14 protein-coding genes are annotated in these 12,225 nt (G+C 61.4%); 12 read left to right on the top strand and 2 right to left on the bottom strand.

Translation table 11 applies throughout. The features are described from left to right. Window positions 1–26: 26 nt before the first annotated feature. Complete coding sequence (locus U3654_RS03080; RefSeq protein WP_324753894.1) at window positions 27–359, bottom strand: hypothetical protein; 333 nt, start codon at window positions 357–359, stop codon at window positions 27–29. 287 nt (window positions 360–646) lie between these two features. Here U3654_RS03080 and U3654_RS03075 point away from each other — a divergent pair, with 287 nt between their 5' ends. The 5 genes from U3654_RS03075 (at window position 647) to U3654_RS03055 (ending at window position 5,832) form a co-directional block, all read left to right on the top strand. Further along, window positions 647–889: a hypothetical protein gene (locus tag U3654_RS03075; RefSeq protein ID WP_324753893.1), complete on the top strand. Its 243-nt coding sequence runs from the start codon at window positions 647–649 to the stop codon at window positions 887–889. Between the two features lie 678 nt (window positions 890–1,567). Next, window positions 1,568–3,217, top strand: a complete 1,650-nt coding sequence (locus U3654_RS03070; protein ID WP_324753892.1) for a serine hydrolase — start codon at window positions 1,568–1,570, stop codon at window positions 3,215–3,217. A gap of 112 nt (window positions 3,218–3,329) precedes the next feature. Then, complete coding sequence (locus U3654_RS03065; protein ID WP_324753891.1) at window positions 3,330–3,473, top strand: hypothetical protein; 144 nt, start codon at window positions 3,330–3,332, stop codon at window positions 3,471–3,473. Between the two features lie 105 nt (window positions 3,474–3,578). Beyond that, window positions 3,579–5,120: a phospholipase D family protein gene (locus U3654_RS03060; protein ID WP_324753890.1), complete on the top strand. Its 1,542-nt coding sequence runs from the start codon at window positions 3,579–3,581 to the stop codon at window positions 5,118–5,120. Window positions 5,121–5,136: 16 nt separating this feature from the next. After that, window positions 5,137–5,832, top strand: coding sequence for an endonuclease/exonuclease/phosphatase family protein (locus tag U3654_RS03055; RefSeq protein ID WP_324755213.1), 696 nt, complete (start codon window positions 5,137–5,139; stop codon window positions 5,830–5,832). Window positions 5,833–5,879: 47 nt separating this feature from the next. Here the strand turns inward: U3654_RS03055 and U3654_RS03050 are convergent, their stop codons facing one another. Further along, on the bottom strand, window positions 5,880–6,779 hold the full coding sequence (locus U3654_RS03050; protein WP_324753889.1) for a LysR family transcriptional regulator: 900 nt from the start codon (window positions 6,777–6,779) through the stop codon (window positions 5,880–5,882). Window positions 6,780–6,898: 119 nt separating this feature from the next. On the opposite strand from U3654_RS03050, the gene U3654_RS03045 reads away from it, so the two are divergent. The 7 genes from U3654_RS03045 to dps all read left to right on the top strand — a co-directional run bounded on the left by U3654_RS03045 (window position 6,899) and on the right by dps (window position 12,163). Next, window positions 6,899–7,687, top strand: coding sequence for a 5-oxoprolinase subunit PxpA (locus tag U3654_RS03045; protein ID WP_324753888.1), 789 nt, complete (start codon window positions 6,899–6,901; stop codon window positions 7,685–7,687). A gap of 21 nt (window positions 7,688–7,708) precedes the next feature. Beyond that, window positions 7,709–7,942 (top strand): acetyl-CoA carboxylase, encoded by a 234-nt coding sequence (locus U3654_RS03040; protein ID WP_324753887.1) that lies wholly within the window; start codon window positions 7,709–7,711, stop codon window positions 7,940–7,942. A gap of 1 nt (window position 7,943) precedes the next feature. After that, window positions 7,944–9,323, top strand: a complete 1,380-nt coding sequence (locus tag U3654_RS03035; protein WP_324753886.1) for an acetyl-CoA carboxylase biotin carboxylase subunit — start codon at window positions 7,944–7,946, stop codon at window positions 9,321–9,323. Next, complete coding sequence (locus U3654_RS03030; protein WP_324753885.1) at window positions 9,320–10,195, top strand: allophanate hydrolase subunit 1; 876 nt, start codon at window positions 9,320–9,322, stop codon at window positions 10,193–10,195. Before U3654_RS03035 ends, U3654_RS03030 begins: the two co-directional genes overlap by 4 nt. Next, window positions 10,185–11,156 carry a biotin-dependent carboxyltransferase family protein gene (locus U3654_RS03025; protein ID WP_324753884.1) on the top strand — a complete coding sequence of 324 codons (972 nt, stop codon included), beginning with the start codon at window positions 10,185–10,187 and terminating at the stop codon, window positions 11,154–11,156. The genes U3654_RS03030 and U3654_RS03025 overlap by 11 nt, the downstream gene beginning before the upstream one ends. 110 nt (window positions 11,157–11,266) lie before the next feature. Further along, the gene (locus U3654_RS03020) at window positions 11,267–11,563 is read left to right on the top strand and encodes a hypothetical protein (protein ID WP_324753883.1); all 297 of its coding nucleotides are present in this window, start codon (window positions 11,267–11,269) and stop codon (window positions 11,561–11,563) included. 111 nt (window positions 11,564–11,674) lie between these two features. Further along, on the top strand, window positions 11,675–12,163 hold the full coding sequence (gene dps / locus U3654_RS03015) for a DNA starvation/stationary phase protection protein Dps (RefSeq protein WP_324753882.1): 489 nt from the start codon (window positions 11,675–11,677) through the stop codon (window positions 12,161–12,163). Window positions 12,164–12,225 lie beyond the last annotated feature (62 nt).

The following is a 12,225-nucleotide window of genomic DNA, read 5'->3' as shown; positions in this document are numbered from 1 at the left end:
CAGGAAAGCCCAGCATGGGGAACGCCTCAGCTGCGGTAAATCAGAAATCGCGGACACTGCCCGATGATAAAGCAAGCCAGCACTTGCGTGGGCGACGTTTTGCCTAACCACGCTACGCCCGAATTAGTTCCGCAAACTGGCGCCGAAACCGACTCGAAGGGTGACCGGTCTGGTTGTGTCGCTTTTGCCGCGGCCTCCATGTTCTCCTTGATCCGCATGGCCGTCGCGCCTTTCAGCGCGGTGTTCACGGCATCGGGATCAAGCTGGCGCATCGTGGGCGCGCCCACGATGCGGTCGGCGTCAAGGCGGTTCATTTTTCGCTTGAACGTCAGCCGCATGAACTGATGCATGTCGATCATGCGCGTCCATTGCTTGCGCAGGATCTCCCGCTTGGACGGGTCGGCCTTGGGAGCCTTCGTCGACCTCCATCGCCTGCGGCATCAAACAGCTGATGGCTGCGACGCGAGCCGCTCTCGCCCTTTTTCTCAACCACGTAAGCGCGACGCCGGTGCGGCAGAAAAATGCACACGGCATATCCTCGGTCAGGACCATCGTGGCTAGGGCGCATGGGCCAATCTGGGCACCGACAACAAGGTGCTGATCCAGATCGACAGCGGGACCCGCGGAAGCGAGGAATCTTATCGCATTGGCAACCAGCTATTCATCGATCCAAAGCTATACAAAAAGGGCAAGTGCTGCGCGGCGCTATCGGCTGGAGCCGCAGAACGCGTCAGAATTCACCGATGGCGCGCCGGGTGTGAAACTGCACCAAACGCTAGAACTGTCGTTGAGTGGCGAGAGGCGCGTGACCTCCAGCATCGTCGCAAGGCCGCCAACCGAAAAGCTGGAGCTTCTGGCGAACTACACTACCGCAAGAGCGACCCGATGAAGGACAGTAACTGCAACCCGTTCAATCCAGCCGGCGGCAGCGTGGACGACCCCTCATGACTGACCAAGGGCACGCTGACCTTTGGTGAGGATGACGCGTATTCGATCACCGCATCACATGCCGAAACGAATTCAACGCAGAACGACGCGCCATATGGCTCGTTCGGTCAGACGCCATTCTTTGGCAATGTCGACCGGGAGGTCGAAAGCAAGACATCGGCCTGGCGCTATAGTTATGATGCCATCGGCAACGATCTGGTCAACATGAGCCTACAACTGTCCTACGCGGACAAGCGGATTGATCAGCCGATAGTTGGCCTGCCCGGCTGCGGGGCGCAACTTTCAAGACCCGGCTGGTCCGGACGTTCTGAGGCACAGTCTGGCCCCTGCTCAATGCGATAACGGTCTGCGGATGTATCTCTTACCGGCGTGCGCCCGTATTTCCGGGGCATGACCCCCTCTAGGCTTAACCGGTTTCTGTTATGGCATCCTTCCGCCAGCCTTGACCCCGGCGGCGCGGCGTCGCATGAGGGCGCCGTGATGCGCCCGGTGAAGGCGTCGCCCCGAGGCAATGATACGTCTCTGCGTCCACATGCGCGCCAGTCCTGAACGCCAGGACAAATATCAAACGCAGGCCGCCCCTGCCCAGCGCCAAGTTTTTACAGTCTGGAGACATGACATGAAGTTCCCGATACTGGCCGCATTGACCGCTATTTCGATCATGGGAGATGCCGCAATGGCCGAGGACACAGCACCCCTTGATGCCAAGGACTCGGACCCGGTAACACTGGGTTGGATGCAAGGGTTTCCCCCGGCGGCGGACAAGACGATCCGCTTTACTGATCCCGACTTTTTCGCCTTTCCGAAACTGCGCTGGACCGTCTGCCATTTCCGCGAACTGATGCCGACGACTGTCGTTCGCAATGGCGACACCGCCGCGCAGGATCTGCCCAGCGATCTGGACCCGGCCATCAACACGGTCAGCTTTACCCCGCTGGGCGGCGACGCGCAGATGACATGGGATGAGGCGTTCGACGCAAATTACACCGACGGCGTCATCGTGATGCACAAGGGGCGCATCGTGCATGAACGCTACGCCGGATGCCTCGACGAGGACACGCTGCACGGTGCCATGTCGGTAACCAAGAGCATCACGGGCCTTTTGGCCGAGGTTCTGGTAGCCGAGGGCAAGCTGGACGAGAACGCGCTGACTGGTGACATCATCCCCGAACTCCACGACAGCGGCTTTGGCGATGCAACTGTGCGGCAAGTGTTGGATATGACCACCGCGCTTGACTACTCCGAGGATCAATCCGATCCGAACGCCGAGTTCTGGGCATACGCCGAGGCGGGCAGTCCCCTGCCCAAGCCCACAGGCCACAAAGGCCCGCGCAGCTATTTCGACTATCTGCAAACTGTCGAAAAGGACGGCGCGCATGGCGAGACATTCGGCTATCGCACTATCAATGCCGATGCGGCTGGCTGGCTGGTTTCCCGCGTCACGGGCCTCTCGGGCGCAGATTATCTGTCGTCGCGCATCTGGTCGCGCATCGGAACCGCGCGCGAGGCGTTCTATACGGTCGATTCCATCGGCACACCCTTTGCGGGTGGCGGCTTTAACGCGATCCTGCGTGACATGGCCCGGCTGGGCCAACTTGTGCTGCAAAACGGCGAATGGCAGGGCGAGCAGGTGATCCCCGCCGCCGCGATCGAGCGTATCCGCGAGGGCGGCGACCGCGATGCTTTTGCCAAGGCAGGTTATGATCTGCTGCCGGGGTGGAGCTATCGGGGCATGTGGTGGGTCAGCCACGACGACCACGGCGCGTTCACCGCGCGCGGTGTGCATGGCCAAACGATCTGGATCGACCCGACGGCCGAAATGGTGATCGTGCGCTTTGCGTCCAATCCCCATGCGGCTAACGCGGCCAATGATCCCACGTCCCTGCCCGCCTACCGCGCAGTCGCCGACTATCTGATGGCGCAGGATGAGGCACCCCAGTTGATGGGCCGCGAATGGCTGATCGAGTATATCGGCGGGCGCGGCGTGATCGACCGATCGCCTGCCAGCCTGCTGTTCATGCCGGATGGCCAGCTGGCCGGAAACGCCAGCTGCAACCGTCTGATGGGCAGCTTTGAGGCAGGCGAGGACGGCGGGCTGAGCGTTGAACCAGCCGGCACAACTATGATGATGTGCCCGCCCGCCCTGATGGAACAGGAAGGCCGGCTGCTGGCGATGTTGCCCGAAGTGGTCAGCTACCACATCGACGAGACCGGCGCGTTGATGTTGCAGACGTCAACGGGCGAGACGATCACCGCCCACCGCCGCTGAGGCGCGCATCGCAGCGCAGACCGCATGTGCCCCGCGCCCGACATGGCCGAGGATCTACTATAAGCGGTGCGCCTTTGGCTGACAGCGGCGCCGTCGACACAGAACGCGGCCTATGCCAGTTTTCGCGCGGACCGGGCTGACGGCCTTGGGCGCAGACACGACCGCCTTCGTCGTCGCGCGGCTGGATCAGCCAACAAACTGGCCGGGCAGCGATGGGGCGCGCCTAGCATTGACAGCCGAGGGCGAAACGTCTTGAAACACTGCATCGCCGCTTGCAGGTGGCGGGCGGGGTCATAGATTTAGACATGCACATGCGCGCGCAAGCAGACTGTAACGCGCATAAGCCAAAGGGAACGACGCGATGATGACGGCACTCAAGATACTGGCGGCGCTGATCTGCATCGCGGCGCTGGCGATCATCGCCGCGCGCGCCATCTTTGCCTCGCCCCCGATCGAGGGTCGCACCGACAGCACCGCCCTGCCCCCGCCCGAGGACACCCCGCTGAGCAAAGCGGTCCTCAGCCAAGGGCGCGATCATCCCGGCACAACCGGCGTGCTGGCACTGGGCAGTGGGGCCGATGCTTTTGCTGCGCGGATGATCCTCGCGGGCACGGCGGTGTCGTCCATCGACGCGCAATACTACATCTGGCACGATGACATGACCGGCTCGCTGCTGCTGGACGCGCTAAAGCGCGCGGCAGATCGAGGCGTGCGCGTGCGCCTTTTGCTGGACGACCACGGCACCTCTGGCCTCGACGGTCCACTGGCCGCGCTGAACGCACATGAGAACGCCGAGGTGCGGCTGTATAATCCCTTTAACCTGCGCCGGTTCAAGATGCTCTCTTACGGTTTCGACTTCTTCCGGCTGAACCGACGGATGCATAACAAGTCGTTCACCGTCGACGGTGCGGCCACCATTCTGGGCGGGCGCAATGTCGGGGACGAATATTTCGACACCGGCCCCACCGCACTTTATGTTGATCTGGACGTGCTGGCGGTCGGTCATGTTGTGCCCGAAGTGGCCGCCGATTTCGACCGCTACTGGGCTGCCAAGGCCGTGTATCCCGCCGGGCCTATTGTCGGCGCCGTGCCGGGCGGCGATCCCATCGGGGCGCGCGTGATGCAATTTGAGGGCGATCCGCAACTGACCGAATACCGCGACATCATGACCGCCTCGCACCTGATCCCGGCATTGCAGGACGGCACGGCAGAGATCGAATGGACGGATGCTATTCTGGTCAGCGACGACCCGAAAAAGGGATTGGGCGCGGTCCCACGCGAGGATCTGCTAGCGTCGCGACTGATGCAGGCGGTTGGCAAGATCGAGACGCGCTTTGACGGCATTTCGCCCTATTTCGTACCGGGCAAGGCGGGCGTCAATGCCTTTGCGACGCTGGAGGATCGCGGTATCCAGACGCGAATGCTGACCAACTCGCTTGAGGCGACTGATGTGCTGCCCGTCCATGCTGGATATGCCAAACGCCGCCGCGACCTGCTGAAGGGTGGTACGCGCCTGTTCGAACTCCAGCAGCAGGGCGCCATTGAAACGCCCAAGGACAAGATGGGGCCGTTCGGCTCGTCCGGGGCCAGCCTTCATGCCAAGACGTTTGCGGTGGACGGCGAGCGCATCTTTATCGGCTCGTTCAATTTTGACCCGCGCTCGACCACACTCAATACGGAAATGGGTTTGCTGATCGACAGCGAGGCGATGGCGACACAGATGCATGAAGCGTTTGATCGCCAGCTGGATGGGCTGGCGTGGGAGGTCACTCTTGAGGATGGCGATCTGGTCTGGCGCAACACGGCCGCCGACTCTGAGACGCGGAGTGAGCCGGGATCGAGCACACTGAAAAGCGTTGCGTTGACGGTCATCGGCTGGCTGCCGGTCGAGTGGCTGCTATGACACGACAGGTATCGTGATGCGCATTGCCAGCTACAATATCCGCAAGGCCGTGGGCCTCGACTGGAAGCGCAGCGGCGACCGCATCCTGCGCGTGCTTGAGGAAATCGACGCCGATGTCGTCCTGTTGCAGGAATCCGACAAGCGGATCGGCCAGCGCGCCGGTGTGCTGCCGGTGCAGGAGCTGCTGGAGCGGCTGGGATACCGGCTGGTCGATCTATCGACCCGTCCGCTTAGCCACGGCTGGCACGGCAATGCGATCCTTTATCGCGAACGGACCTTGTCGCTAGAGGGATCGTCGCGCATCGAACTGCCCTCGCTGGAGCCGCGCGGCGCGGTCTCGGCCCTTTTTGGCACACCCCGACTCGAAGTGATCGGGGTGCATCTGGCCCTTGCCCGCAGCATCCGGGCGGGCCAGCTCAAAGCGCTGCGGCACCATCTGATCAAAGCCGATCACCCGGTCCTGATCGCCGGTGATTTCAACGCATGGCGGCACGATCCCGGTATCGCTGCGGCACTAGGCGACGACTGCCGGATGATCCTGCCCGGCAACAGCTTTCACGCGTCACGGCCCAGCGCACCGCTGGACCGCTTTGTCCTGCAAGGCGTGGACGAGGAGGTGAACGCGCATGTCCACGGCTCTGCGCTGGCGGCGCGCGCATCGGACCACCTGCCCATCGTGCTGGATGTGGACCTATCCAAGCTAAAGCCATGAGCGGTGATCTGGCTATCGCAGGCCAACGCCTGACCCTCTGAGCGACCTCAGGGCGCGTAGGGCGAATTAAAGGCTTGTCGGAAATAGGCGTGGATCAGATCCATCTGCGGCGTGAACGTCGCGCCGCGCCGCCATGCCAGCCCGATATCCATCGTCGGCACCGGCATGGCGGGCATCACCGTCGCGATGCGCTTGCCCTCCAACGACCAAGGCCGGTACACCATGTCGGACAGGATTGTGATCCCCTGCCCGTTCGCCACCATTGAGCGGACCGCCTCAATCGACGTGGTGCGCAGTCGCACGCGGGGTTGGACGCTCTGCGCGCTCCAGTATTTCATGGCCGTGTTGGCCGCCTCGTCGACGGTCAGCAGGATATAATCCTCGCTCGCGATCTCATCAAAGCCAATCTGCCGTCGTCGCGTAAACGGATGCCCGCTGGCCACCCAGACGCGCCGGGGCGAGCGTAGCAATGTCTCGCTCTCCAGCCCCGGATTGGTGATGTTCGAGGTCAGCAAAACCGCCACGTCAAAGCGGTTCGACAGCAGCCCCTCTTCGATGCTGTCGCGATTCAGCTCGTGCAACTCAATATCCAGATTAGGGTGCTGGCGGCGCAAACGATCCAGATGGTAGGGCAGGAAATAGCCGATCACGGTATAGCTGGCAGCCACGCGGATCGTGCCCGACGCATCGGTATCGCGATGACGCAGGTTCTGCGCCTCATCGATCTTACTAAGGATATCATAGGCCGATGCCAGCAGTTCGCGCCCCGCATCGGTCAACTCCATTCCCTGCCGCGTGCGCAGGAACAGCGTCGCATTCAGCGACTGTTCCAGATCGCGGATCGCCGTCGTAACCGATGATTGCGAGATCGACAGAGCAGAGGCCGCACGGCTGACCTGCGCTGTTTCTGCAGTGGCCACGAAGTACTTCAGCTGCCGTAAATTCATGCCATGCCTCGCAGATTTGAGATATCGGATTATCCGATAACATTGCTACAAAATTTTGAAGTTTACAAACACACGGTCGCGGCGCACCATTTGGCCGAATAGTTCATGGGGGTGATGCTATGCGCAAGATTGTGGACCTAAATTGCGACATGGGCGAGGGCTATGGCCATTGGAGCTATGGCGACGCCCCCGACGAGGCGCTGATACAGCTTATCAGTTCGGCCAATGTCGCCACCGGATTTCATGCGGGCGATCCCAATTCGATGAACCGCGTCGCCGCGCTGGCCAAATCGCATGGCGTCGCTCTTGGCGCGCATCCGGCTTACAACGATCTGCAAGGCTTTGGGCGGCGCCGCATCGACGCGGCAGATGATGAACTGGTCAATGACATCCTCTACCAGATCGGCGCGCTGCGCGAGTTCGGACGCCGCCACGATGTACCCTTGCAACACGTCAAGCCGCACGGCGCACTCTACATGGAGGCCGCGGCAAACGAAGATCTGTCGCGCCATCTGGTCGAGACGTTGCAGGCTACCGCGCCCGATCTGATCCTGTTTTGCATGGGCGCGGCCGTGACCTACGACGTCGCGAAACGCCATTCCCATCCGGTGGTGCGCGAGTTCTATTCTGACCGCGACTATGGCGACGACGGCATTATCGTGTTCACCCGTAAGGGCGCGGCGGCGGACCCCGACGCCATCGCGCAGAAGTGCCTGCGCGCCTGCCGCGAGGGTCGCGTCGAGACGATCAACGGCAAGGATATCGACATCGCGTTTGAATCGATCTGCGTTCATTCCGACACGCCCGGTGCGGTCGATATCCTCAAGGCGATCCGCAAGGCGCTGACCGAAAACGGCATCACCATCGCCCCCGCCCGCGACGTGCTGGCACATGATGCCAACGCCTGAAATTACCCAAGGAGACATGACATGGCAGATATTCAATCCCCCCTTCCCGGCACCTTTTATCAAAAACCCTCGCCCGAGGATGCGCCCTTCAAATCCGAAGGCGACGCTGTGGCCAAGGGCGACACGATCGGGCTGGTAGAGGTGATGAAATCCTTTATCGACGTCGAGGCCGAGGCCGATGGCACCTTCGCCGGATATGTGGCCGAGAACGAGGCAGCCGTGTCAGCGGGCGACGTTCTGGCGACCCTGAAATAACATGAGCATTCAGCGCTTATTCATCGCGAACCGGGGCGAAATCGCCGTGCGCATCGTGCGCGCGGCCCAGTCCCTTGGCATTCACACCATTCAGGCCCATTCCGAGGCGGATGCAGACATGCTGGCCGTACGCCTGGCGGATGAGGCGGTGTGCATCGGCCCACCGCAGGCCGCGAAATCATATCTGGACGTGGATGGCGTCGTTCAGGCGGCCAAGGAATCGGGCGCGGACGCGGTGCATCCCGGCTACGGCTTCCTCGCTGAAAGCCCGCGTTTCGCGCGCGCAGTCACGGAGGCCGGCATGATCTTTGTCGGACCGTCCGCCGACACGATCCAAAGCATGGGCGACAAGGTATCCGCCCGCCGCGCCGCCCATTCGGCGGGCGTGCCGGTAGTCCCCGGATCGGACGGGCGCGTCGACGACATGGACGAGGCAGCGGAAATAGCCAAACGCATCGGCTACCCAGTGATGATCAAGGCCAGCGCAGGCGGCGGCGGGCGCGGCATCCGCATCGCCGAGACGCCCGAGGAACTGGCCAAATTTGCGCCCCAAGCCCGGCAGGAGGCCGAGGCCGCGTTTGGCGATGGCGGCATCTACATCGAAAAAGTCATCATCCAGCCCCGCCATATCGAAGTGCAGATCATGGGCGACGGCACAAACGCCGTGCATTGTTTTGAGCGTGAATGCTCGCTCCAACGCCGCCGCCAAAAGGTATGGGAAGAGGCACCGGCCTTTGGCCTGCCCGAAGCGACGCGCGCGTCGATGTGCAATGCCGCAGTCGATCTGGCCGAGGCGGTCGAATATCGTGGCGCTGGAACGGTCGAGTACCTTTATGACGCCAAGGCCGACGCGTTCTACTTCATCGAGATGAACACGCGCATTCAGGTCGAACATCCCGTGACCGAGATGATTACCGGCCTCGATCTGGTTGCCCTGATGCTGCGTGTGGCGGGGGGCGAGGCGCTGCCCGTCACGCAGGATCAGATCACGCTGACCGGCCATGCCATTGAGGTGCGGCTAAACGCCGAAGATCCACTGAAGAAATTCATGCCCTTCCCCGGCAAAGTTGCTGCGTTGAACCTGCCGGAATCCGACGGCATCCGCATCGATCACTTCCTCTACGAGGGCTACCAGATCCCGCCGTTTTACGACTCGCTCATCGGCAAGCTGATTGTGCATGCAGATACCCGCGAGGCAGCGATAGACAAGATGGCAGGCGCGCTGGATGCCATTGAAATCGAAGGCCTCAAAACCACCATCCCGCTGCACAAGGCGTTGGCGCAATCCGCCGACCTGCGCGCGGGCCGCATTCATACCCAATGGCTTGAGCCGTGGCTGGATGCGGGCAACCTCACCGAACAGACAGGAGGAGCATCGTGAAGACACGGTATTCATACGGCGGCGACGAGCATATCTTTGTCGAAATGGACGAGGAAATGTCGCTGGACGCGTTCTTTAAATCCCTCGCCATGAGCAATGCGGCGCGCGAGGCCAATATCGACGGCGTGCGCGAAATCTGCCCGGCCAACGCATCGTTTCAGGTGCGCTACGACCCGGATGTCATCGCCCCCGAGGACATGATGGCCAAGCTCAAGGAACTTGAGAAAAAGGCGATCAACGCCGAAAAGCGGCTGGAAACGCGCATCGTCGAGGTGCCGGTTTTCTACCAGGATCCGTGGACGCACGAATGTGTCATGCGCTTTCGCGAGCGCCACCAGGACCCTAGCGGAACCGATCTGGACTATGCCGCGCGCATCAACGGCTACGACAGTGTCGAGGCATTCATCGAGGCGCATCACAGCGCGCCTTGGTTCGTGTCGATGGTTGGGTTCGTGTCGGGCCTGCCGTTCCTCTACCAGTTGGTCGAGCGCGACAAGCAGATCGAGGTACCCAAATACCTCAAGCCACGCACCGACACGCCGAAACAGACGGTCGGCTATGGCGGGTGCTTTTCCTGCGTCTATTCCGTGCGCGGCGCGGGTGGATATCAGATGTTTGGCATCACGCCGATGACGATCTTTGATGCAGACCAAAAGGTGAGCTACCTCAAGGACTTCATGGTCTTCTTTAAACCCGGCGACATCGTCAAATGGAAACCGATAGACCGCGAGGAATACGACCGCATTCTCAAGGGCGTCGAGGATGGCACCTATACACCGCGCATCGCCGAGGTGACCTTTGATCTGGAAGATTTCAACACCGACATGGACGGCACCAATGCCAAGCTGATGGAGGCTCTCAATGACGTTTGAAGTTGTCAAACCCGGCCTTTTGACCACCATACAGGACCTGGGACGGCCCGGCTATTTCCACCTCGGTATCCCCGAAGGCGGCGCGATGGACCGCGCGGCAATGCGCATTGCCAACATGCTGGTCGGCAATCCTGAGGATGCCGCCGGGCTGGAGGCGGTGTTTATGGGGCCGGAACTGACGTTCAATGAGGATGCACTCGTTGCCGTGGCCGGGGCCAAAATGCCGGTCTACGTCGACGGCGACGAGCGCAGCAGCTGGTCTTCGTTCCCCGTCAAGGCAGGTCAGACGCTGAAATTTGGCTATCTGAAAACCGGCGCGCGCATCTATATTGCCATTGCTGGCGGCATCGACACGCCCCCGGCCTTAGGCAGCCGCTCGACCTATCCCATCGGCGCTTTGGGCGGCTTTGAGGGCCGCGCATTGGCAGCGGGGGATACCGTCCCTGTGGGCAAGGCAACAGCCAAGGCCAAGGAGCGCACGCTGGACCAATCTCTGCTTGCCGAGTTGCCCAAGCCGGTCGAGTTGCGCGTTCTGCCCGGCCTCTATTGGCACCGTCTGACGGACGCCTCGCAAAAGCAGTTCTTTGCGGATGAGTGGAAGGTCGCGCCCGAGGCTGACCGAATGGGATACCGCTTTCGCGGCGGCAATCCGATGGAATTCGTAGAGCGCGAGCAGCCGTTTGGCGCAGGATCGGACCCGTCCAACATCGTCGACGGGTGCTATTCCTACGGCTCGATCCAGATCCCCGGCGGATCGGAACCCATCGTGCTGCACCGCGATGCGGTGTCAGGCGGCGGGTATTTCACCATCGGCGCGATCATTTCCGCCGACATGGACCTGATCGGGCAGCTACAGCCTAATACGCCGGTCAAGTTCCGTCAGGTGGATATGGCAAGCGCGCTGGATGCCCGGCACGAGCGCAATGCGCGGCTGGAGAAGATCCGCAGCGCCCTCAGCTAAGAAGGAAGCGCGACTACGCAGATAGAATGAGGCGGGCACAATGCCCGCCCACAAAATCCGCCGAGTGAAACGATAGACCCACCAGAACATTGACCAAACTGGCCCTCAGTATGGCGCTTACCGACCTCCCACTCCCCCCGCGCGTGGACTCGGGTGAGGCCAACCTAGACGCCACCACCGCGCTGAAATCTATCACCGCCTGTGTGATCGCGGGGGTCAGCCTGCGTGGCGGTCTGGGGCGCGTCGAAAATGTGGTGCTGGGCGTTTTCTTCATCATCCTCGTTCAGAACTGCATGAATTTGGCGCAGGTCAGCTCCTACATACAGATGGTGTTACTGGGCGCACTTCTGATCCTCGCCGTGATCTTGGATCAGTTGCGATTCCGCATGATCATGATCGGGCGCTAATCGGTCTCCATTGTTTGGAACCCGATGCCGTCCCGCCGCGTATTACTCTTATACAGGCGCGGCGGCCTTTCAGGCTTCTGCGCCGAAGGAATATGCAGAAAGGACCACGGCATGCCCGAGAAGTTCACAGACTACCTCAGCGACAACGCGCGCGAAGCGTCGATCAGCCACCTGAACATTGCCCTCGCGACGGGCATCCAGTTGCAGCTTGCGCTCAAGCAGGCGCATTGGAACATCAAAGGCCCCAGCTTTATCGGTATTCACGAACTTCTGGACGAGGTTCGCGCCCGGATGGATGAACATGTCGATACGATTGCCGAGCGCTGCGTGATCCTCGGCGGCATTGCCGATGGCACGTTGGATGGCGTCGAAAAGAACGGCAAGCTGGATGCATATCCACGCGATGCTGTGCATCAGGACACGCATATCGACGAGTTGAAAAAACGGATGGTGCAGTTCGTGTCGCTGGTGCACGAGGGCATCAAGGAAACCGGTGATGCGGGCGACGAAGAGACGGCCGACCTCTACACAGCCGTCAGCCGGGGCGTCAGCAAGGACGCTTGGTTCATCGGCGCGCACCACACCGACGCCAAGAAATAGGCGTCATGAGTTTTCGGTTTGTTTGTTAGTGAGTTTCAGGGGCGGCCAGTCGGTCGCCCCTT

Source organism: Roseovarius sp. Pro17 (assembly GCF_035599575.1).
Classification (GTDB): domain Bacteria; phylum Pseudomonadota; class Alphaproteobacteria; order Rhodobacterales; family Rhodobacteraceae; genus Roseovarius.
This window is presented reverse-complemented; position numbering and strand designations above follow the sequence as displayed.

Coding starts and splice junctions, on each gene's coding strand:
- U3654_RS03080 (WP_324753894.1), bottom strand. CDS start 359: ATGATCGACATGCATCAGTTCATGCGGCTGACGTTCAAGCGAAAAATG.
- U3654_RS03070 (WP_324753892.1), top strand. CDS start 1,568: ATGAAGTTCCCGATACTGGCCGCATTGACCGCTATTTCGATCATGGGA.
- U3654_RS03065 (WP_324753891.1), top strand. CDS start 3,330: ATGCCAGTTTTCGCGCGGACCGGGCTGACGGCCTTGGGCGCAGACACG.
- U3654_RS03060 (WP_324753890.1), top strand. CDS start 3,579: ATGATGACGGCACTCAAGATACTGGCGGCGCTGATCTGCATCGCGGCG.
- U3654_RS03055 (WP_324755213.1), top strand. CDS start 5,137: ATGCGCATTGCCAGCTACAATATCCGCAAGGCCGTGGGCCTCGACTGG.
- U3654_RS03050 (WP_324753889.1), bottom strand. CDS start 6,779: ATGAATTTACGGCAGCTGAAGTACTTCGTGGCCACTGCAGAAACAGCG.
- U3654_RS03045 (WP_324753888.1), top strand. CDS start 6,899: ATGCGCAAGATTGTGGACCTAAATTGCGACATGGGCGAGGGCTATGGC.
- U3654_RS03040 (WP_324753887.1), top strand. CDS start 7,709: ATGGCAGATATTCAATCCCCCCTTCCCGGCACCTTTTATCAAAAACCC.
- U3654_RS03035 (WP_324753886.1), top strand. CDS start 7,944: ATGAGCATTCAGCGCTTATTCATCGCGAACCGGGGCGAAATCGCCGTG.
- U3654_RS03025 (WP_324753884.1), top strand. CDS start 10,185: ATGACGTTTGAAGTTGTCAAACCCGGCCTTTTGACCACCATACAGGAC.
- U3654_RS03020 (WP_324753883.1), top strand. CDS start 11,267: ATGGCGCTTACCGACCTCCCACTCCCCCCGCGCGTGGACTCGGGTGAG.
- dps (WP_324753882.1), top strand. CDS start 11,675: ATGCCCGAGAAGTTCACAGACTACCTCAGCGACAACGCGCGCGAAGCG.